This is a genomic window from Xanthomonas arboricola pv. guizotiae (assembly GCF_002940205.1).
Lineage (GTDB): Bacteria > Pseudomonadota > Gammaproteobacteria > Xanthomonadales > Xanthomonadaceae > Xanthomonas > Xanthomonas arboricola_C.
The window spans coordinates 24,483-44,046 of the sequence record NZ_MDSK01000020.1 but is presented as its reverse complement, the minus strand read 5'-3'; the positions used below and the strand labels follow the sequence as shown (position 1 = coordinate 44,046).

Annotated in this window: 17 protein-coding genes, 1 other RNA gene and 1 pseudogene; 12 read left to right on the top strand and 7 right to left on the bottom strand. The window is 66.7% G+C overall.

Annotation, left to right across the window (positions count from 1 at the left end; translation table 11 throughout):
* Positions 1-9: 9 nt before the first annotated feature.
* Positions 10-122 (top strand): annotated as a pseudogene (locus tag XarbCFBP7408_RS13260) (transposase); the annotation flags it as partial.
* Positions 123-396: 274 nt separating this feature from the next.
* Entirely contained in the window at positions 397-1,809 is a 1,413-nt protein-coding gene (locus XarbCFBP7408_RS13250; protein ID WP_258072121.1) for an Hrp-dependent type III effector protein, read from the top strand.
* Positions 1,810-2,293: 484 nt separating this feature from the next.
* Here XarbCFBP7408_RS13250 and XarbCFBP7408_RS13240 read toward each other — a convergent pair whose 3' ends face one another.
* Both XarbCFBP7408_RS13240 and XarbCFBP7408_RS13235 read right to left on the bottom strand, forming a co-directional pair.
* Positions 2,294-2,836 carry a GNAT family N-acetyltransferase gene (locus XarbCFBP7408_RS13240; RefSeq protein WP_024939889.1) on the bottom strand — a complete coding sequence of 181 codons (543 nt, stop codon included), beginning with the start codon at positions 2,834-2,836 and terminating at the stop codon, positions 2,294-2,296.
* A 193-nt stretch (positions 2,837-3,029) separates the two neighbouring features.
* Positions 3,030-3,938 carry a 23S rRNA (adenine(2030)-N(6))-methyltransferase RlmJ gene (locus tag XarbCFBP7408_RS13235; RefSeq protein ID WP_104563381.1) on the bottom strand — a complete coding sequence of 303 codons (909 nt, stop codon included), beginning with the start codon at positions 3,936-3,938 and terminating at the stop codon, positions 3,030-3,032.
* 34 nt (positions 3,939-3,972) lie between these two features.
* Between XarbCFBP7408_RS13235 and creB the strand changes: the two genes are divergently transcribed.
* Together creB and creC are read left to right on the top strand one after the other, a co-directional pair.
* Positions 3,973-4,677 carry a two-component system response regulator CreB gene (gene creB, locus XarbCFBP7408_RS13230; protein ID WP_181106759.1) on the top strand — a complete coding sequence of 235 codons (705 nt, stop codon included), beginning with the start codon at positions 3,973-3,975 and terminating at the stop codon, positions 4,675-4,677.
* A 48-nt stretch (positions 4,678-4,725) separates the two neighbouring features.
* Positions 4,726-6,174 carry a two-component system sensor histidine kinase CreC gene (gene creC / locus XarbCFBP7408_RS13225; protein ID WP_104563346.1) on the top strand — a complete coding sequence of 483 codons (1,449 nt, stop codon included), beginning with the start codon at positions 4,726-4,728 and terminating at the stop codon, positions 6,172-6,174.
* A gap of 4 nt (positions 6,175-6,178) precedes the next feature.
* Here the strand turns inward: creC and XarbCFBP7408_RS13220 are convergent.
* A non-coding RNA gene (locus tag XarbCFBP7408_RS13220) (sX9 sRNA) lies at positions 6,179-6,254 on the bottom strand.
* Positions 6,255-6,451: 197 nt separating this feature from the next.
* Complete coding sequence (locus tag XarbCFBP7408_RS13215) at positions 6,452-7,264, bottom strand: C1 family peptidase (protein ID WP_104563379.1); 813 nt, start codon at positions 7,262-7,264, stop codon at positions 6,452-6,454.
* A 437-nt stretch (positions 7,265-7,701) separates the two neighbouring features.
* Here XarbCFBP7408_RS13215 and creD point away from each other — a divergent pair, with 437 nt between their 5' ends.
* From creD to XarbCFBP7408_RS13175, 8 genes are all read left to right on the top strand, one after another.
* Positions 7,702-9,021 (top strand): cell envelope integrity protein CreD, encoded by a 1,320-nt coding sequence (gene creD / locus XarbCFBP7408_RS13210; protein ID WP_104563345.1) that lies wholly within the window; start codon positions 7,702-7,704, stop codon positions 9,019-9,021.
* Between the two features lie 7 nt (positions 9,022-9,028).
* On the top strand, positions 9,029-9,448 hold the full coding sequence (locus XarbCFBP7408_RS13205) for a hypothetical protein (protein WP_104563344.1): 420 nt from the start codon (positions 9,029-9,031) through the stop codon (positions 9,446-9,448).
* Positions 9,449-9,483: 35 nt separating this feature from the next.
* Positions 9,484-10,095, top strand: coding sequence for a GNAT family N-acetyltransferase (locus XarbCFBP7408_RS13200; RefSeq protein ID WP_104563378.1), 612 nt, complete (start codon positions 9,484-9,486; stop codon positions 10,093-10,095).
* Positions 10,096-10,141: 46 nt separating this feature from the next.
* The gene (locus XarbCFBP7408_RS13195) at positions 10,142-11,026 is read left to right on the top strand and encodes a carbon-nitrogen hydrolase family protein (RefSeq protein WP_104563343.1); all 885 of its coding nucleotides are present in this window, start codon (positions 10,142-10,144) and stop codon (positions 11,024-11,026) included.
* A gap of 173 nt (positions 11,027-11,199) precedes the next feature.
* Positions 11,200-12,291 (top strand): DUF3616 domain-containing protein, encoded by a 1,092-nt coding sequence (locus XarbCFBP7408_RS13190; protein WP_104563342.1) that lies wholly within the window; start codon positions 11,200-11,202, stop codon positions 12,289-12,291.
* Between the two features lie 69 nt (positions 12,292-12,360).
* The gene (gene gltX / locus XarbCFBP7408_RS13185) at positions 12,361-13,764 is read left to right on the top strand and encodes a glutamate--tRNA ligase (protein ID WP_104563341.1); all 1,404 of its coding nucleotides are present in this window, start codon (positions 12,361-12,363) and stop codon (positions 13,762-13,764) included.
* A gap of 15 nt (positions 13,765-13,779) precedes the next feature.
* Positions 13,780-14,265 (top strand): transcriptional repressor, encoded by a 486-nt coding sequence (locus XarbCFBP7408_RS13180; protein WP_104563340.1) that lies wholly within the window; start codon positions 13,780-13,782, stop codon positions 14,263-14,265.
* 308 nt (positions 14,266-14,573) lie between these two features.
* Positions 14,574-14,777, top strand: a complete 204-nt coding sequence (locus tag XarbCFBP7408_RS13175; RefSeq protein ID WP_104563339.1) for a hypothetical protein — start codon at positions 14,574-14,576, stop codon at positions 14,775-14,777.
* A 201-nt stretch (positions 14,778-14,978) separates the two neighbouring features.
* Here XarbCFBP7408_RS13175 and XarbCFBP7408_RS13170 read toward each other — a convergent pair whose 3' ends face one another.
* The 3 genes from XarbCFBP7408_RS13170 to XarbCFBP7408_RS13160 all read right to left on the bottom strand — a co-directional run bounded on the left by XarbCFBP7408_RS13170 (position 14,979) and on the right by XarbCFBP7408_RS13160 (position 19,564).
* A complete protein-coding gene (locus tag XarbCFBP7408_RS13170) occupies positions 14,979-17,273 on the bottom strand; it encodes a TonB-dependent receptor (RefSeq protein WP_104563338.1) in 2,295 nt (764 codons plus the stop codon).
* A 96-nt stretch (positions 17,274-17,369) separates the two neighbouring features.
* A complete protein-coding gene (locus tag XarbCFBP7408_RS13165; RefSeq protein ID WP_181106761.1) occupies positions 17,370-18,200 on the bottom strand; it encodes a metallophosphoesterase in 831 nt (276 codons plus the stop codon).
* A 449-nt stretch (positions 18,201-18,649) separates the two neighbouring features.
* Positions 18,650-19,564: a LysR family transcriptional regulator gene (locus XarbCFBP7408_RS13160; RefSeq protein WP_104563336.1), complete on the bottom strand. Its 915-nt coding sequence runs from the start codon at positions 19,562-19,564 to the stop codon at positions 18,650-18,652.

Here is a 19,564-nt window from a genome sequence, read left to right as displayed (position 1 = left end):
CCCTGCCTTACGTGTTGCCAGTGGAAGGCCTTGCCCAAGGAGTGTTTGGAAGCGCCAGCGCGGTTCATAAGCGCTTTGTTGAATGGCCGGCCGCAGGCTTCTTCGAAGCACTGTGCAACGCGGTCCGGCCGAGTAGGACCAGATGCAGGGCATCTCGTCCAGCCGCTCGCCTTCGGCGCGGGCGATGCCGGCGGGCGAAGGCAGTGTCAGCGTGATGGGCAGCGGCAGCTCCACCCGCAGCCCGGCAGGCGCAAGAGACCGCCGATCATGCCTGGGTTCGCACGTGGCCCAATGCTTTCGTGCAGCAGGCGGACACATTCGCATCCCCCGCTATCTTGGGTATCAATCGTCGAATTTACGCCCCGCGGCAGATGTTTTTTAGCAGGAGACAGTCTCATGCAGAAATTGACCGCGCTCTTCCATTCAAGCACGCCCCAGCACGATAGCGCCGATGAAGCGACCACCTCCAGCTCATCGCGTCAAGGAGCGGCGTCCAGCGACAGTGCATCACCTGCCCTGGCTCCCCTGGCTGCCTTGGCAGAAGCAAGTCCGAGACGTCACAGTGGCAAGGCAAGCACTCGCCCCCGGACCAGCCACTTGTCCGCCCACTCGCACCCGCCGCCGCAGCCCTCGGTGTTCAGCAGGATGCGGGGATGGGTGGCGGAAGCGGCGTCGAACAAAATCCTCGAACCCAGCGCCTGGATCGACGCCAACTTCCGGCAGGCACGGGACGCCAGGATAAGCCTGCTCGACACTGCAGCCACAGTGACGCGCTCTTCGGAATTCACCCTGCCCGCACGACAAGGCGGGCACCAGTTCCATATGTACCTTGCAGCCGATGCATCCGGCACAAATACGATAACCCTGGCCCCAGGGCAGGAGCTGATCCCCGAGCTACTGCGGTCCGACAAGATGATCGAGCTTTCGTCGAGCCACCTGGATCAGCTCAACGCACTCGCCACCAAGCATCCAATCGTCAAGACGCAAATGCCGGACACCAAACCATGCTTGCGGGTGATCACACCCGCAGTCGCTGCCAATCTGGCCGCGGCACGCGAGGCCATCGATCTGGTCAAGGCACTTCTTCCCTACGGGGCTGGCAACCAGATCAAGGACATCGCAGCAACCAAGGGGGAGAGTGTGCTCCACTCTTCGTTGGCGTTCACAAATGGAGGACCGGCGTTGTTGGCGGTCACAAATGGAGAACCGGCGTTCCGCGCCTTGGCCGCCCGCGCCTTGGCCGCAATCCGGGCGCAAGGTGGCTACTGCGACTCGCAAGTTCGCCTGACGTACCACCTGCTGTCGCAGAACCCTGCGCTGAGGGACTGCAGGATAGACATGGTGAGCGGAGAAGGCCACTCGTTCGTGGTGATCCGGGGGCAGACGCCGGAACACGATATCGTGGTGGATGCGTGGGCGCCTTTCGCCTCACCCACGCTTGCCCAGGATGCACTTTCCATGCATCGGGCGATCCTGCGCGGAGCAGAGCCTGACTGCACCAAACCTGCCGGCACCGTTCTGCCGGACCTGAACATCGGAGTGGCGCTGAGGCTGCAGGCTATGGACCGCAGTCACTACCCGTCGATACGCCGCAATTTCTACGCTGAAAAATATCTCGATCCCGACAGCGCCATCGCGGAACGACTAGCAACTCCGGTCGATCAATGGGATGTACCCTTCAGTGGCAATCCCAACGTGCGTTATGAGGTGCGTGACGAATCCGGCCGCCAGTTGATCTCCGGCCCGCTCAGGTTCGACATGCAGCGGATCCCATTATCGCCCGGACCCTACCAGACGCAGGAGGCATGACGCCCGCCGACGCACGTGTATGCGCGAGCCCACTCTGTGCGTTGACGCGGGATTTAGTCAAAAGCCCAGTTGGTCGAGGGTGCGGCGTCCTCACCGCTTGCGGGACACGCCGTAAATCCGTTCCTGGAGGCTCGGTGGCGGCATCCATGCCGCCACGCGATCCCGCGAGCGGCGAGGACACCGCACCAGACAGTTGGCTGGTTGTTGCTTAAAAACTTGTCCGTTGATCGCTTGCATTAGGCGGACGCTTCCTTGTCAGAACAGCAGAACGTCAAGCCCGCTCCTACCAGGCACACCGACCATCTCGCCTGGTCCTTGCCCGCCCACCGTCGCGGGACCTTGAGCGGCATGGATGCCGCGCCAGAGCTACACGGACGTACTTGCGGCGTGTCCCGCGATGGTGGGTGGGCAAGGCCCCTGCAACCAAGCAACAGCCCCAAGCCGCTTCACGAATCCCCAATCCCGAATCCCGAATCCCAGCCCCTCAGGCATCCAGCTCCAGCACCATCCGCACCAGCTCCGGCGAATCCGGATGCGGCTGCGGCTTGAAGCCAAGCGACTCGGCCAGCTGCAGCATCGGCACATTGCTTTGCAGCACGTCGCCGAACAGGCAATCCAGGTATTTGCGCCGCGCCCACTTGACCAGCTTGCGCATCAGCTGGCGTCCCAGCCCCTGGCCGGCGACGAAGCTGCTGACCAGGATGGTGTACTCGGCCTGGCGGGTGCCCGGCACCAGTGCCGCGCGTGCCACCGCGCCCACCAGCGCCTCGCCCGGCGGCAGCTGTTCGGCGGCCACCAGTACGATCTCGCTCTTGGGATTGGGATGGGTCAGGCGCTGCACCATCTCCGGCGTAATCTCGGCGGAGGAGCGCACGAAGCGCGCGCGGATTTCCTCCGGTCCCAACAGGCTGAAAGCACCCTGCAGCGGCGGACCGTCCTCGGGACGGATCGGGCGGAGCAGGAGCGTGCGGCCATTGGGCAGGCTGAAGTTTTCATGCCAGGGAGGCATGCGATTGCGAATGGCCATGACCGGTGTTCCTTGAAGATCGGAAGATTCTGGCACCCGCCCAGCGCACAACCGTGAATGAATCCGGTGCGCCGCTTGGGGGTCGTCAGGGGGTGGCAGTGCTTCCCTGATCACTGTACCGAGCGATACCGTGATCCAGTCGTGAGTATGCAGCCGCGTTCGCCAGCGCCAGCAGGCGCCTGATGGCGATGACTCAGGCGTCCTGGCGCAGCCACTCCAGCCGGGTCGAGGCACCTGCTTCGCCCAGGTGTTGCTTCAGCACCGGCAGCGCGGGCGCCAGCACCCGGTCGAACTGCCACGGCGCATTGACGATCAGCAGCCCGCTGCCGGTCAGGCGCAGCGGCGAGTCGTCCGGGCGCACCTGCAGCTCGGCCACCAGCACCGACTTGGCCGGCAGCGTGGCCGCCTTGCGCATGAACGGCTGCAGGCTGCGGCGCAGCTTGATCGGGTACCACACCATGCAGATCGCCTGCGGCCAGCGCGCCAGGGTCTCGCGCACGCTATGGATGACCTGCGGGTACTCGGCCTCCTGCGCCTCGTACGGCGGGTCGATCAGCACCAGCCCGCGGCCGATCCTGGTCTCGCCCGCGCGCGGCGGCACGAAGGCGCGAATCGCCTCGTAGCCATCGCCGGCATGCACGCGCACGCGGCTGTCCCTGGCGAACAGACGCTTGAGCGCCTCGGCCTCTTCCGGCTGCAACTCGCAGAACGCCATGCGGTCCTGTTCGCGCAGCGCCTGCGCTGCCAGCAACGGCGAGCCGGGGTAATGGTTGATCTGGATGCCGGCGGTGGGGCGCGCCGGCTTCTGGCCGGGCGTGGCCGGGCGGGCGACGGTGTGGTTGTCGGCCTGTACCGCGCGCAGATAGCGTTCGACCACCTCGGGCAGGGTCGACTCGGCCATCAGCCGCATCACCCCGGCATCGGCCTCGTTGGTCTTGCGGCTTTCCTCGCCGCCGAGCTGGTAGCGCCCGCGTCCGGCGTGGGTGTCGAGCACGAACAACGGCGTGTCCTTGCGCTTGAGGGTGTCGATCAGCGCCAGCAGGGCGATGTGCTTGAGCACGTCGGCATGGTTGCCGGCATGGAAGGCGTGGCGATAGTTCATCGCGGCAGTGTACGGGCCGCGCCAGCATGCGGCTATGCTGCGCGCCATGTCCGAGTCTCCCGCCCGCGTGCTCGTCGTCGAAGACGAAGCCGCCATTGCCGATACCGTGCTGTACGCGCTGCGCAGCGAAGGCTATGCGCCCGAACACTGCCTGCTGGGCCGCGACGCGCTGGCGCGGCTGCGCGCCGACCCGGCCGATGTGGTGGTGCTGGACGTGGGCCTGCCGGATATCAACGGCTTCGAGGTGTGCCGCACGCTGCGCAGTTTCAGCGAGGTGCCGGTGATCTTCCTGACCGCGCGCAACGACGAGATCGACCGCGTGCTCGGCTTCGAACTGGGCGCCGACGACTACATGGCCAAGCCGTTCTCCCCGCGCGAGCTGGTGGCGCGGGTGCGCGCGCGGCTGCGTCGTCGCACTGTGGCCGCCGTGGCGGAGCCGGGCTGGCAGCCGCACGGCGCGTTTGCGATCGATCGCGAGGGCAGCCGCATCCGCTATGGCGAGACCTTGCTGCCGCTGACCCGTTACGAATACGCGTTGCTGGCGGCATTGTTGCAGCGCCCCGGCGCAATCCTGAGCCGCGCGCAGTTGATGGACCGCGGCTGGGATGCGAGTGCCGACAGTGCCGACCGTACCGTGGACACCCATATCAAGACGCTGCGCGGCAAGCTGCGCCAGGCCGGCGTGCCGGCAGATCCGATCCGCACCCACCGTGGCCTCGGCTACGCGCTGGAGCTATAGCCATGGCCGCATGCAGGCATCGCGTTGTTGTCGGGATGAGGGCCTGAGATGCGGCTCGGTCTCAAGCTGTTCCTGGGCTTCTTCCTGATCGTCGGGCTGGCCGCGTTCTTCGTGATGCGGGTGTTCGTCAACGAGGTCAAGCCGGGCGTGCGCCAGGCGATGGAATCCACGCTGGTGGACGCGGCCAATGTGCTGGCGGAAATGGCCAGCGGCGAGCTGGCTGCCGGCACCATCGCCAGCGGCAGCTTTGCGCGCAACGTGGCGCAGGCGCAGCGGCGCGACCCCAAGGCCTGGGTATGGCGGTTCCGCAAGAACAACGTGGCCTATCGCGTCACCGTGACCGACGCGCGCGGCGTGGTGGTGTTCGACTCGCTGGGCCGCGATGTGGGCCGCGACAACTCGCGCTGGAACGATGTCTATCGCACCTTGCGCGGCGAATACGGCGCGCGGTCCAGCCCCGAGGTCGATGGCGACCCGACCGCCACGGTGATGCATGTGGCCGCACCGATCTACGCACCCAACGACCCGGCCAGGTTGATCGGCGTGCTGACGCTGGCGCAGCCCAATCGCAGCATCGACCCGTTCATCGAGGCCAGCCAGCGCAACATCCTGCAGCGCGGTGCCTGGCTGATCGGCATTTCCGCGCTGATCGGCATCTGGATGACCTGGTGGCTGATGCGCGGCATCGGCCGGCTCAATCGCTATGCACAGGCGGTGAGCGCCGGCATGCCGGTGCCGCCGCCGGAGCCGCGCGGCGATGAAATCGGCGACCTGGGCCAGGCGCTGGAAAGCATGCGGCGCAAGCTGGAAGGCAAGGCCTACGTGGAGCAATACGTACAGTCGCTGACGCACGAAATGAAGAGCCCGCTGGCGGCGATTCGCGGTGCATCGGAGCTGCTGACCGAACCTATGCCCGAAGCCGATCGCCAGCACTTCGTTGCCAGCATCCGCGCGCAGGAACAGCGGCTCACCGAAACCATCGACAAGCTGCTGGCGCTGGCCGAAGTGGAACAGCACGGCTGGCTGCAGACGCGCGAGCGCATCGCGGTGGCTGGCCTGCTGCAGGCGGCCGTGGATGCCGTGCTGCCGCGCGCGGCAGCGGCCGGCGTGCTGCTGGAACGCGATGCCGCATCCGACACCGCGCGCGGGCAGTACGTGCTCGGCGATGGATTCCTGCTGCGCCAGGCGCTGGTCAACCTGCTGGAAAATGCCGTCGCGTTTTCACCGCAGGGCAGCACCATCCAGCTGCGTGCGCAGGTGCTGGAGGAACAGCTGCAGCTGGTGGTCGAGGACTGTGGCAGCGGCGTGCCGGACTACGCGCTGGAACGGGTGTTCGAGCGTTTCTATTCGCTGGCCCGCCCGCAGACCGGACAACGCAGCTCCGGCCTCGGCCTGCCGTTCGTGCGCGAAGTGGCGCGCCTGCATGGTGGCGAGGCCACGCTGGGCAACCGCGAGGGTGGCGGCGCGGTCGCGACCCTGCGCCTTCCCATCGGCTAAGCGCGGCTAACAAACCGTAGTGCGCAGTCGTCAGGTAGGTGAGGACGGCGGGGGGCAACCGGAGTGGACGAGTGGTACGCGCCGATTCCGCGCGCCGTCCGCGCCCGCCTGGCGGCTACGCAGCAGGTGTGTCGGCGGCTCTGAACCGCATTGCGTGCCGTCTGTGCACAGGCCGGCCGCCGACGGCGGCGGCATCGCGGTGGCACGCAAGCGGCGTGTGCCAGGGCACATGCCGCATCCGTGTCAGCCGCGCATCGCTGTGCGCAACCGCTGTGTGTCAGTGCACCACGTCGGCCCCGATGACGTCATTGGCGACCACCGACCAGGACAGCTTGCCAAAGCCCTTGTTGCCCCATTCGGTGCCCCAGCTGTTTTCGACGAGCAGCCCTTCGCTGTCGTAGCCCAGCGCGATCACCGCGTGCCCGCCCAGGATCGGCGTCTTGGTGTCGTAGTCGACCTGGTTTTTTGGCGTGAGGTCTTTGAACCCCTGCCTGACATAGAAGGCGATCGCCACCGGCGTGGACGAGGCCAGCGCAAGTTTGATCTGTTCGATCAGGGCCCGCCCGCCATTGCCGTCGCCCGAATACAGCACGGTGTACTTGCGGTACGGCGTGCGGTTCTTGGCGGCGTTGGCGCGGTCGGCCGCGGTGGGTGGGTTCTTCCAGTTGTAGTTGCCCCACGAATAATGCTGCTCGGTGTCGATGCCTTGGGCCAGCGCGACGTCCAGCGGCGCTTCCAGCGTGGAGCCCTCATCGACGCCACGGTTGACCTGGCTGTAGAGATACATCGGGGCAAAGCGGGTTTGCGCCTGCTTGTTGGCGTTGGCATACCACCCGGTCAGGGTGTGGGCGGTTGCCCATGACGCACACGACTCCACCTGGCCCTGGTCGCCCGGGGTAATTGCCCAGGCAGTCAGGTCGACCGTGGCGGGCAGGGGTTTGGCGGCGCTGGCAATGCCGAACAACGGAGTGACCGGCTGCATCAACGACGAGGGTTTCAGGCCCATCCCGTGCGTTGCCGCCTGTGCGGCGGCGGAGGACAGGCTCAGGGCAGCGAGCAGGCAGAGCGTGAGCGAACGTTGCTTGGTCATGAAGGCAAACTCCAGGCGAGAGAGGAATGCAGTCGTGCGCGTTTGTGGAGCCACGGCCCGCAAGCGGGCATGCGTGTGCAACACCGCCGCTGCGGCGCGCGTGACGTTGAATGCGGATGCCGCGGAACCACGGAACTGGAACGCCGTGATCAACGCAGACTCGAGAAAAGCAATGGCCCCGTGATGCGCAACTGCACTCGCATCGTTGCGCCTGGCGGCGAAGCGCGCGACGGTGATGCGAAACCCTGGCGATGCAACGGAAGCATGTCCTGGGCCCCTGTTGCATTTTTGCAGGGCAAAACCTGCATTTCCTAACGGGATCACAGTGCCGGTCGCCGAGCCTGCCGATCGCCCACTTCACATTCGCTTCAAATTCGCCTCAAACCTGCGACACCGGCGCAACGCACCCTGGCGACCTCCCAGACTGAGGAAGGTCGATGAAATCCCTGAAACTGTTGTTGCGCTTCGCCACCATCGGCGGATTGATCCTGTTGCTGCTGATTCCATTGCTGTTGATCCGCGGCACGGTGCAGGATCGTGCGCGTTACCGCGACGAGGCGGTGGAGCGGGTGGCGCAGAGCAAGGCCGGCGAGCAGCAGTTCATCGCGCCGGTGCGGGTGCTGCCGTTTACCGAGGACGTGCAGGTTACCGAGCCCGATGAGCAGGGCAACCCGCGCAAGGTCTGGCGCAAGCGCGACGGCCAGTTGCTGCAGACCCCGCGCACGCTCGCCCTGAGCGGCGAGCTGACCCCGTCCGAGCGCAAGATCGGCCTGTTCCGCGTGCAGGTGTATTCGTGGAAGGCCAGGCTCAAGGCCGAGTTCGACCCGTTCGACTATCCGGCCGTGGCCGGGCGCCGCTATGGCCGGCCGCATCTGGCGGTGGGCATTTCCGATGTGCGCGGCCTGGTCGGCACGCCGAGCCTGCGGGTGGACGGCCGCAGCTTGCCGCTGGAGAGCGGGGCCGGCGGCCTGGTGGGGCGCTCGGCCGGTATCCATGCCGATCTGCAGCCGCTGGGCGATGCGCTGGCCGGCACGCTGGGCGATGGCAAGCTGGTGAAGATGTCCTTCGTGCTGGACGGCACCCGCAGCCTGGCGATCGCACCGATTGCCGACAACAACGACATCGCGCTGCGCTCGGCCTGGCCGCATCCGCTGTTCGGCGGGCGCTTCCTGCCGAATGCGCCGACGATCGGCGCGCGCGGTTTCGATGCGAGCTGGTCGTTGTCGTCGCTGGCCACCGGCGCACAGACCCAGCTGCAGTCCAGCCAGTCGTCGCTGGATACGCTGGAGGTGCGGCTGGTCGATCCGGTGGACGTGTATACCCAGGCCGACCGCGCCAGCAAGTACGGCATCCTGTTCGTGGTGCTGACCTTCGTGGCGTTCGTGTTGTTCGAGTTGATCAAGCGTCTGCCGATCCATCCCCTGCAGTACCTGCTGGTGGGTCTGGCGCTGGCGATCTTCTTCCTGCTGCTGCTGAGCCTGTCCGAGCACATCGCGTTCTGGCAGGCGTATCTGGTCTCCGCCGCGGCGTGTATCGGCCTGCAGTGCTTCTATCTGTCCGGGGTGTTGCGCAGCTGGGCGCGTGCAGCCGGGTTCTCGGCGATGCTCACGGCGTTGTACGGGGTGCTCTACAGCCTGTTGATCTCCGAAGACAACGCGCTGCTGATGGGATCGCTGCTGCTGTTCGGCATCCTGGCCAGCATCATGTGGGTGACCCGCAAGCTCGATTGGTACGAGCTTGGCAACAGCCTGCGCTGAGGCCGACATGCGCGCGCGCGCACAGCTGCACCGGCGGGCGCAGCGTTTGCTGCCCGCCGGGATCGACACGGTGGCGCTGCTTCCCGCAGCGCCGCCGCAGTATTGCGACGCTTCGCCGTTGTCGGCCTTGCCCTTGCGCCGCGATGGACGCCGCGGGGTGATCGGCCTGCGCCTGCATGCGGGCACCGCGCAGGCGCTGCGCCTGGGCGGCAGCGGCTTCCTGCAGGCGGCGCAGCGGCAGGACGCGGCGGCAGACAACGCGCGTGCGCGGCGCTACGGGCCGTGGCAGCGGTTGAGCAACGGCAGCTACTGGGCGCGCAGCACCGATACACTGCTCGGCGTGCTGCTGGCCAGCGAGGCGGCGGTGTGGTTGCTGTGGCAGCAGCCGGCTGCGGCGGCTCCGGGCAATGGCGGCTGGCTGCGCTGACGTACGGCGGCGCAGTTGCGCCGGGCTGGCTTACCATGGCCGGCATGAGCGGCTCCTCCCTGATCGTTGAAACGGTGCGCGGCACGCAGGTGCTGCCGCATCTGGCTGCGGTGGCGCAACTGCGCATCGCGGTGTTCCGCGCCTGGCCATACCTGTACGAAGGCGACGCCGATTACGAGCGCGGCTATCTGGCCGCCTACGCGGCCTCGCCGGACAGCGTGTTCGTGCTGGCACGCGATGGCGATGCGGTGATCGGCGCCTCCACCGGGCTGCCGCTGCTCGACGACAGCGAAGCCTTCCATGCGCCGTTCCGTGCAGCCGGCATCGCCCCGGCCAGCGTGTTCTATTTCGGCGAATCGGTGCTGCTGCCGGACTATCGCGGGCAGGGAATCGGCCACGCATTTTTCGACCAGCGCGAGGCGCATGCGCGTGCACTGGGCCGCTTCGCGCTCACTGCGTTCTGCTCGGTGGAACGCGCAGAAAACGATCCGCGCAAGCCGGCCGACCATCGCCCCAACGACGTGTTCTGGCGCAAACGTGGCTATGCACCGCAAGCGGACTTGCGCGTGCAATTGGCGTGGGCGGAGTTGCAACACGGCGAGATCGACCACAGTCTGCAGGTATGGACGCGGCCACTGCCGCCGTGACCGAGTCACCTCTTACGCCATCGATCAATCGCAACCAGGCCAGCAGATGAAAATTGCCGTCGCCAAGTATCCGATCGGCAAACCCGCCGATTTCGCCGCCTTTGCCGCACGCCAGTCCGCGCTGGTGGGCGAGGCTGCCGCCGCCGGCGCACGCCTGCTGGTGTTGCCGGAGTATCTGGCGCTGGAGCTGGGCGCAACCTTCGGCACGCAGATTTCCGCCGGGTTGCCAGAGTCGCTGGCGGCGATCCAGGCGTTGCGCGCGCCGTGGCTGGAGCTGTTTGCCGGCCTGGCGCGCCAGCATCGGCTGCATCTGGTGGCCGGCAGCTTTCTGCTGGACCTGGGCCAGGGCCGTTACCGCAACCGCAGCGACTGGTTCACGCCCGATGGCCGGCACGGCTGGCAGGACAAGCTGCAGCTGACCGGCTTCGAAAAGGCCAGCGGGCTGATCGAGCCGGGCGATGCGCTGAAGGTGTTCGACCTGGATGGCGTGCGTGCGGCGATCGCGATCTGCTACGACAGCGAGTTCCCGCTGCCGGTGCGCGCGCAGTACGAGGCCGGTGCGCGGCTGCTGATCGTGCCCAGCTGCACCGACACCGCTGCCGGGGCGATGCGGGTGCGCGTCGGCTGCCTGGCGCGCGCGCTGGAAAACCGCGTGTTCGTCGCGCAATCGGTCACCGCCGGTGAAGCGCCGTGGAGCCCGGCGCTGGACGTCAACACCGGCGAAGCGGCGGTGTTCGCACCGATGGATGTCGGCTTCCCGGCCGATGGTGTGCTGGCGCAGACCCGGGGCACTGCCGTGTGGGCGTATGCGGAGCTGGATTTCGCCGCCTTCGAGGCCAGCCGCGCGCAGGCCCAGGTCGCCAACGATCGCGATTGGGCCGGGCAATTGGGCGCTCACGTTGCGCGTGCCAGGCTGGCCACGTTTGATTGATAAAACGTGGTCCCCAGAGGACGATGCTCATCGTCGGGCGAGCACAGCCGGTGTTCGCGACGGCACCTGCCATGCGTACGCTGCAACGTCCACGCGCGGTGCCTCAATTGGTGACCGCGCGCCACGGTATCTCGGCCACTTTCATCCCTTGCAATAACGCCCACCAGGTTCCCATGGCCAAGAAAACCCTGATTCCGCACAGCGTCCGTCTCGAGTTCGCGCCCGGCGCGCTGGTGCACAGCAATCTGTCCGGCGCGGTCTTCACCGACGACTGGCTGTGGGTGGCCGGCGACGAGGCCTGCGCGGTGGATCGCCTGCGCAGGCTCGACCCCGTGCAGCGCGAGACGCTGCGCTTCGGCCAGGGGCAGAGCTTTGCGCTGGCCGACCTGCTGGACCTGCCCGGCGAAGACGGCGAGGAAGCCGACCTGGAGGGCATGGGGCTGTCGGACGGGTATCTGTGGGTGGTGGGCTCGCATGGGTTGAAGCGCAAGAACGCCAAGCCCGGCCGCGACGATGCCGACAACGCCAAACGCCTGACCAAGCTCAAGCTCGACGCCAACCGCCGCCTGCTGGCCTGCCTGCCGATCGAGCGCGATGCCGACGGCACCCCGCACCTGGTGCGCGAGGCCGCCGACGGCCGTCGCGCGCTACGGCTCAAGGGCGACGCCAGACACAACCAGCTCACCGAGCTGCTGGCCGACGACCCGCACTTCGGCCCGTTCCTGGAGATTCCCGGCAAGGACAACGGCTTCGATATCGAAGGCATCGTGGTGGACGGCGAGCGCCTGCTGCTGGGCCTGCGCGGGCCGGTGCTGCGCGGCTGGTCGGCGCTGCTGGAGATCCGGGTGCAGGTGCATGGCGAGCACCTGCGCCTGGCGCCGCTGGACGAAGACGGCACGCTGCTGCGCAAGCACTTCCTGCAATTGGGCGGGCTGGGCATCCGCGACCTGCATTATTCCGGCGATGACCTGTACCTGCTGGCCGGCCCGACGATGGTGCTGAACGGCGAAATCCGCCTGTTCAAATGGCCGGGCGCGCGTGCGGTGCTGGCCGCCAACCAGGCGCCGGTGCGCTTTCAGCACGCGCTGCTGGAATCGGCAGTGTTGCCGCACGGCACCGACAGCGACCGCGCCGAGGCGATCTGCAACCTGCCGCCGCAGCTGGCCGGCAAAATCCCAACCTGGCTGGTGCTGTACGACGCCCCGGGCACGGCCCGGAGTGGCGGCGATTGCGTGGTGTACGGCGACCTGCTGCGTAACCGCTGAACCGGCAGGCCGGGCAGGGCCACGCTGCGCAAGGTAAAATCGACCGACTCCCGTTTTGCCGAGCGCTCCATGACCTGCCGCACCCGTTTTGCCCCCAGCCCCACCGGTTACCTGCACATCGGCGGCGCCCGCACCGCCCTGTATTGCTGGCTGGAGGCACGCCGCCGCGGCGGGCAGTTCGTGCTGCGCATCGAAGACACCGACCGTGAGCGCAGTACCCAGGAGGCGATCGACGCCATCCTGGAGGCGATGGACTGGCTGGGCCTGGGCTACGACGAAGGCCCGATCTACCAGACCCAGCGCGTCGCCCGCTACCAGGAGGTCGCCGAGCAGCTGCTGGCGCAGGGTAAGGCCTATTACGCCTACGAAACCCGCGAGGAGCTCGACGCCATGCGCGAAGCCGCCATGGCCAGGCAGGAAAAGCCGCGCTACAACGGCGCCGCCCGCGAGCAGAACCTGCCGTACCGCGACGACCCCAACCGGGTCATCCGCTTCAAGAATCCGGTCGGCGGCACGGTGGTGTTCGACGACCTGATCAAGGGCGTCATCGAGATCGCCAACAGCGAGCTCGACGACATGGTGATCTTCCGCCCGGATGGCTTCCCCACCTACAACTTCGCGGTGGTGGTGGACGACTGGGACATGGGCATCACCGAGGTCATCCGCGGCGACGACCACATCAACAACACCCCGCGCCAGATCAACATCTATGAGGCGCTGGGCGCGCCGGTGCCGAAGTTCGCGCACATGCCGATGATCCTGGACGAGCAGGGCGCCAAGCTGTCCAAGCGCACCGGCGCGGCCGACGTGATGCAGTACAAGGACGCCGGCTATCTGCCGCATGCGCTGATCAACTACCTGGCCCGGCTGGGCTGGTCGCATGGCGACCAGGAATTGTTCAGTCGCCAGGAATTGCTCGACCTGTTCGACGTCAAGGACGTCAATTCCAAGGCCGCGCGGCTGGACATGGCCAAGCTGGGCTGGGTCAACCAGCATTACCTGAAGACCGACGATGCGGCCAGCATCGCCCCGCAGCTGGAATACCAGCTCGCCAGGCTGGGCATCGATGTCGCCGCCGGCCCGGCCGCCGCCGATGTGGTGGTGGCGCTGCGCGAGCGCGTGCAGACCTTGAAGGAAATGGCCGAAAAAGCCGTGGTCTGGTACCAGCCGCTGGACACCTACGACGAGGCGGCAGTGATGAAGCACCTCAAGCTGGGCGCAGAAGTGCCGCTGGGCAAGGCGCGCGAACTGCTGGCGGCACAGAGCGAATGGAGCGTGGAGACCGTCTCGGCCGCGCTGCACGCCGCCGCCGCCGCGCTGGAGCTGGGCATGGGCAAGGTGGCCCAGCCGCTGCGCGTGGCCATCACCGGCACCCAGGTCAGCCCGGACATTTCGCAGACGGTGTACCTGGCCGGACGCGAGGGCGCCTTGAAACGCATCGATGCGGCACTCATCAAGATAGGGGCGGGCTGACCGCCGGAGCCTGTGATGAAAACCAACGAACACGCCTGCACTGCACCGCATCACCACGTCGACGACGCCAACGGCTTCGTGCGTGCGGTGGAGCGCGCCTGCAGCGAGCGCGGCCTGCGGCTGACGCCGATCCGCGCCAATGTGCTGCGGCTGATCGCCGACGCCGGCAAGCCGGTCAAGGCCTACGAACTGCTGGACTGGGTGCGCGAAGGCAAGGGCGTTGGCGCCGACGCCCCGCCCACGGTGTACCGCGCGCTGGATTTCCTGATGGCCAACGGCTTCGTGCACAAGCTCGAATCGGTCAACGCCTTCGTCGCCTGCCACCACCCCAACAGCGCCCAGCACTCGGTGCCGTTCCTGATCTGCGACCGCTGCCACAGCGCGGTGGAACTGGAAGACCGCGAGGTGGTGGCGCAACTGGAAGCGCGGGCCAAGGCGCTGGGCTTCCAGCCGCAGGCGCAGACGCTGGAAGTGCACGGCCTGTGCGCCAAGTGCGCGTAGGAGCGCGCTCGCGCGCGACGGGGCGTTATCGATAAGGCCCCATCGCGCGCAGGCACGCTCCTACGCGAGCGTGTCAGCGCCGGATCGCGCCGCAATACATCGACCACCCCCTTCCAACCGCCCGCCAACCGACGCTGCCGTAGGAGCGCGCTCGCGCGCGATGGGGCGTGACCGATAAGGCTTGGTCGCGCGCAGGCACGCTCCTACGCGAGCGTGTCAGCGTGCCGGGCAGATGCCTGTCGCGGCGATGATAGAGCGCTCACGTGCGGGCCGTATCATGGTCGTCTCGCCAGTGCCTGCAGCGCCCAATGCCCGCCAAATACTCGATCCTGCCGACGCCGACCAGCCCCGCCGAGTGGAAGGCGCTTGAAGCCGCCGCCACCGTAGAGCTCGCCCGACGCACCGAGCAGGCACATCGGCAGATTGTCGGATTGTTGAGCACGCACGGCCACCTGCTGAGCGATGCGCAGCGCCGCAGTTTGCACAAGCGGCTGCGACGCGCGGGTCGTTGACGGTTGCGCGTGCAAGGCCAGCGCGTATGCCCGCGATCCTGGACACCGGCGCTGAGCCTGGTCGTAGTTTTAACCCGATGGGCGAGGCGATGTCATCGCCATCGGCTCTGCTCCGGCTGCAGTAGGCTCTCGGCTTGCGCCCTGTCGGTCTGCTGCAGGCCACACAGCGCCAGGCCTGCGTTCGCAGTCGCGGGGGGTGGGTCAAAAGTGCTTGCGCAGGCTGACGAAGACTTGACGCGGCGCGCCGACCTGCAGGGTGGTGTAGCTGCCTGAGGGGTCGCTCGTCACGAAGCCGCTGGTGCCCAGGGAGGCGATATAGCGTTTGTCCAGCAGATTGGTCACGTTGAGATCCACATCGGTGCCGTCCAGCCAAGCCGCGTACCCATGCGCGGCACGGAACCGGTAGCCGCAGCCGGCGTTCACCACCGTGGCGCCAGCGATCGGCTGGTCGTTCAAATAGCTGTAATAACGCTTGCCGGTGAAGTGAGCCGAGATCTGGGTCCAGGCAGCGCCATCGTCGTAGCCGAGCTGGATGTTGGCGAGCACACGTGCCGAGCCCACCACCTGCTTGTCGCGCGTGGCCACCACGGCGCTGCCGGGCAGCACGACATCGTCGTCGTAGTGCGCGTCGTTGTAGGAGCTGCTGCCATAGAGCGACCAGCGTGGCAGGAAATTCCAGGTGGCTGCCGTTTCCAGGCCCTGCGAGGTGACAGCGCCGACGTTCTGCAGCACGTTCTGGTTGCCAACCACCGCCGCACTGATCGACGAGGCCAGCAGGCGATTCTGAAACCTCACGTGATACCCGGTGATCGAGGTCTGCACCGCCGTACCGGTGTGGCGGAAGCCTAGCTCCACGGTATCGGTCTTTTCGGGTTTCAGGCTGTCGCGGATGTAGTCGAACCCTGCCTTGGTGGTGGAGAACGGACCACTGGCTGCGGAGGCGACGAACGTGGACATGTTGCGCGTGTAGTCGATGAACGCCTCGTTGCGTTCGTCGAATCGGTACAGCGCACTGGCGCTGGGCAGGAAATGGTCGGAGGCCTTGATGCGGCCATCGATCGGTTGGCTGCTGGTGATGGTGCTGGCGGTGCTGGTGGCCTGCAGGGATTTCAGGCCCAGATCCACGCGCAGCGCATCACTGACCTCCCAGCTGTCGCCGACATGCAGTTGGTAGACGTCGGTGTCGAACAGGTAGTGCCAGCGGGTGCGGAACGGGTTGTCGTAGAAGCGCTGGAAATTGCGTGGCGCACTCCCGGCCTGCAGCCCGTACAGCCTGGCGATCTGATCGAAGCGGGTCGTCTCGTACCAGAGGCCAGCCCGTAGGGTGTGCCGATCCAGCCGCAGTTCCAGCTGCGACAGAATGCCCTTGCGCTGGATGTCGTAACCGACCGTGGAGACCGAGATCGGAGATCCGCCAAACGCAGCCGGCGTGGGATCGTAGGGGCTGGCAAAGGTGCCGATGCCATGATTGCGATGCCAGTACGCGGTAGTCTGGCCGCTCAGCTGCGCGCTCAGGTCGTAATCGAATTTCTGATAGGCAAACAGGTCCTTGCGTACGCCGCCGCCGTTGTAATACACATCGTCGCCGTTGCGGTACGGCGCCGGCGCCGGGGTGCCGTTCTGCACGGCCAGCGCCAGACGTTCGGCCAGTGCGAAATCGTTGGAGATGTTGTCGACCCGATAGCCGAGGCGGCGGATCAGATCCAGCGAGACGTCGAGGTAATCATCTTCGCGGCGGTCCACACCGTCGATGAAGGTGGTTGCGGTGATGCTGTCGGACAGCGGTTGCACGTATTTGAGGTTGAACTGCTTCTGTTGCTGGCTGCCGCTGCCTTTCCATTTATCCGCCTGCTGATGGCTGGCCGACAGGTACAGGCGCCCGCCGCCGGGCAGGGTGCCGCTGTTGAGCCGGGCAAAGCTGCGCAGGTTGTTCGAACTGCCGACAGTCTGTGCCAGGTCGACGCCAAAGCGTTCGCTGGGATCGATCGAGGTGAAGTCGATGGTGCCGCCGATGTTGCTGGTCGATGCGGTGCCCACGGCGGCGCTGCCCTGCGACAGCGTCACCGGCCCGTTGTTTTCGGCCTGCAGCGCCCGCCCGATGCTCAGACCGTTGTTGTTGCGGTACTGCATGTTGCCCAGCGGCACGCCGTCCAGGGTGTAGCCCATCTGGTCGGTGCTGAATCCGCGGATGGTGATCTGCTGGGCCCATTCGTAGCCGCCCAGCGGATCGGACGACTGGAAATTCACTCCTGGAAGTTTGGACAGGCTGGCCAGCGGCGAGGTGCCCGGCGCAGCCTTGGTCAGCTCGGCCGGCTTGATTGTCTGCACCTGCCGCGATTGCCCGGCGCCCAGCACGATGATGGCGTCCAGCGTGGTCTTCGTCGTGTCCGTTGCGCCAGTAGCGGTGTCCGGCGGCTCGACCGCGGCGGCGTGGAGGGTAGGCAACAGCAGCAGCGGCAGGCCGCAGCCGAGGCGGCATGCAAGCGTCATGGGCATGGGTCGATTCCGTCGGGGGAGATGCTGGAAAGGTGTGGCCGTGTCCTGTGGCACGCGGCCCGATCGTCCATGCGCTGTTGCAACGGCCGAAGCACGTCACGCCTGCGGATCGCCGATCACGACGTCATGACGCTGGACGGGTTGGAAATCGAGGCGTTGGTAGTGGCTGGTCACGTTGTCGCCGTCGACATCGATGCGCATGTAACCCTCTTCGGTACCGAGAAAGCGTCCTTCCCACCAGTTGCCGCTGACGGCACCGCCGGTGACGAAGGTGATGCCGTTAAGCACAACGGTTTCGGCGACATGGCTATGCCCTTGCAGCACCGCCAGTACGTGGTGGCCGCGCAGCAACGCCAGCACTTCTCCGGCATTGCTGACGAAGGTCCAGTTATGCGGTGCTCGGGTCCATGAGGGCGGCTCGTAGCAGCCGAGCGCGGTGATCAGCGGGATATGCGTGGTGATGATGATGCGTGTGCCGGGTGCCAGTGCGGCCAGGTCATCGCGCAGCCAGCGCAGCTGCACCGGATCCAGCCGCCCTTCGTAACTGCGGTCGGGTGTCAGGCCGATCGAGTCGAGCACGATGAAGTGCACGCCCTTGTGGTCGAAGGCGTAGTACAGCGGGCCGAAACGTTCGGTGTAATACGCCTTGCCGTAGCCGGCACTGCCGGGCTCCACACCGCTGCTGGGAAATACGCCGAAGCAATCGTGATTGCCGATCGTGTGATAGACCGGCTTGCCGATCTCCGTTTCCACCTCGCAGTACAGATCGCGCAGCATGTAGGCACGTTTTCGGTCGACTTCCAGTGCATCGAAGACGTGGTCTCCGCCATGGATGACGAAGTCGGCCGACTCTGTGGCAATGCGGCGAAAACAGCCCAGGCAGCCCGATCGCGCATCGAGCTCAGGCTGGATGTGGGTATCTGTCATGAACACGAAGGAGAACCGGTCCTTCGCAGATGCGGAAGGTATTGCGCTGGTTACCTGGCCAGTGACCAGCACGGCAGAAGCCGCCGCTGCACCGGTTAGCAGACGCCGCCGGCTGATGGACGAAAATGTCATGTAGTCAGTGGTATTTGCGACACACTGCGCAGTCTGGGCAGTGCATGTTGCAAACTGATGTGTTCGCTATTTAGCGGATGTGACCGTTTGCACGACGGCACGGACGCGCCGAAGCGAGACGCGTGGCGGCAGTGGTGCAGGGCAGGCGGATGCAGGCATGGCGTCGATGGGGCATGGACGCAGCGCATCCGCGTTTGCCATGCCTGCCTCGCAGCGGGCCACGGCCCGGCTGCAGCGGGTGTCGGCGGGTGTCGCTTGCGCGGTGGCGACAGCGCAAGACACTGACGGCAGCGTTTGCGGGCAAATCGCAGCCGGCGCTAGGTCGTCACGTCCCAGGGTGGTTGCTCGCCCAGCCGCTCCAGCAGGAACTCCACAAACGCGCGCACACGCGGCGGCTGCAGCTGGCGCGCCGGCATCACCGCGCTGATCTGCGAGGTGGGCGGCGGGTAGTCGGTCATCACCTCGACCAACCGGCCATTGCGCAGCTGCTCGGCGATATGCCAGTACGAATGCAGGGCGATGCCCTGGCCGGCGACGGCCGCATCGCGGATCAACTCACCGAAATTGCTTTCGAAACGGCTCTGCATGCGCACGCGCACCAGGCCGCCCTGGGGCGTTTGCAGCGTCCACACATCCTGGCGGCCGTCGCGGCCCATCAGCAGCACACCGGCGTGCTGGGCGAGTTCGTCCGGCGTGCGCGGGGTGCCGTGGCGCTGCAGGTAATCGGGCGAGGCGGCGAGGGTGCGGCGGTTGTCGGCGATGCGCCGCGCCACCAGCCCGGAGTCGTCCAGCGGGCCGATGCGGATCGCCAGGTCGAAGCCTTGCCTGACCAGGTCCACCAGGTCGTCGCTCAGATGCGCACTGATGTGCACGCGCGGATGACGGGCCTGGAATGCCGGCAGCAAGGGCGAGACGTACTGCCGCCCGAAGGAGGCCGACATGGTCATGCGCAGGATGCCGCCGACCGCGTGTGCGCTCTCGCGCAGATCGTCGGCCAGCGCATCCAGATCCTGCACCAGCACGCGGCCGCGCTCGGCCAGGCGCTGGCCTTCGGGGGTCGGGTGCAGCCGGCGCGTGGTCCGGTGCAGCAGGCGCACGCCCAGGTCGCGCTCCAGCCGCTTCAGGCGCTGGCTGGCGACCGCCACTGACAGGTCCAGGCTGCGCGCACCGGCGGTGATCGAACCGGAATCGAGCACGCGCAGGAACAGCGCGATATCGCCGAGGCGGTCCAT

Coding starts and splice junctions, on each gene's coding strand:
- XarbCFBP7408_RS13250 (WP_258072121.1), top strand. CDS start 397: ATGCAGAAATTGACCGCGCTCTTCCATTCAAGCACGCCCCAGCACGAT.
- XarbCFBP7408_RS13240 (WP_024939889.1), bottom strand. CDS start 2,836: ATGGCCATTCGCAATCGCATGCCTCCCTGGCATGAAAACTTCAGCCTG.
- XarbCFBP7408_RS13235 (WP_104563381.1), bottom strand. CDS start 3,938: ATGAACTATCGCCACGCCTTCCATGCCGGCAACCATGCCGACGTGCTC.
- creB (WP_181106759.1), top strand. CDS start 3,973: ATGCTGCGCGCCATGTCCGAGTCTCCCGCCCGCGTGCTCGTCGTCGAA.
- creC (WP_104563346.1), top strand. CDS start 4,726: ATGCGGCTCGGTCTCAAGCTGTTCCTGGGCTTCTTCCTGATCGTCGGG.
- XarbCFBP7408_RS13215 (WP_104563379.1), bottom strand. CDS start 7,264: ATGACCAAGCAACGTTCGCTCACGCTCTGCCTGCTCGCTGCCCTGAGC.
- creD (WP_104563345.1), top strand. CDS start 7,702: ATGAAATCCCTGAAACTGTTGTTGCGCTTCGCCACCATCGGCGGATTG.
- XarbCFBP7408_RS13205 (WP_104563344.1), top strand. CDS start 9,029: ATGCGCGCGCGCGCACAGCTGCACCGGCGGGCGCAGCGTTTGCTGCCC.
- XarbCFBP7408_RS13200 (WP_104563378.1), top strand. CDS start 9,484: ATGGCCGGCATGAGCGGCTCCTCCCTGATCGTTGAAACGGTGCGCGGC.
- XarbCFBP7408_RS13195 (WP_104563343.1), top strand. CDS start 10,142: ATGAAAATTGCCGTCGCCAAGTATCCGATCGGCAAACCCGCCGATTTC.
- XarbCFBP7408_RS13190 (WP_104563342.1), top strand. CDS start 11,200: ATGGCCAAGAAAACCCTGATTCCGCACAGCGTCCGTCTCGAGTTCGCG.
- gltX (WP_104563341.1), top strand. CDS start 12,361: ATGACCTGCCGCACCCGTTTTGCCCCCAGCCCCACCGGTTACCTGCAC.
- XarbCFBP7408_RS13180 (WP_104563340.1), top strand. CDS start 13,780: ATGAAAACCAACGAACACGCCTGCACTGCACCGCATCACCACGTCGAC.
- XarbCFBP7408_RS13175 (WP_104563339.1), top strand. CDS start 14,574: ATGCCCGCCAAATACTCGATCCTGCCGACGCCGACCAGCCCCGCCGAG.
- XarbCFBP7408_RS13170 (WP_104563338.1), bottom strand. CDS start 17,273: ATGCCCATGACGCTTGCATGCCGCCTCGGCTGCGGCCTGCCGCTGCTG.
- XarbCFBP7408_RS13165 (WP_181106761.1), bottom strand. CDS start 18,200: ATGACAGATACCCACATCCAGCCTGAGCTCGATGCGCGATCGGGCTGC.
- XarbCFBP7408_RS13160 (WP_104563336.1), bottom strand. CDS start 19,564: ATGGACCGCCTCGGCGATATCGCGCTGTTCCTGCGCGTGCTCGATTCC.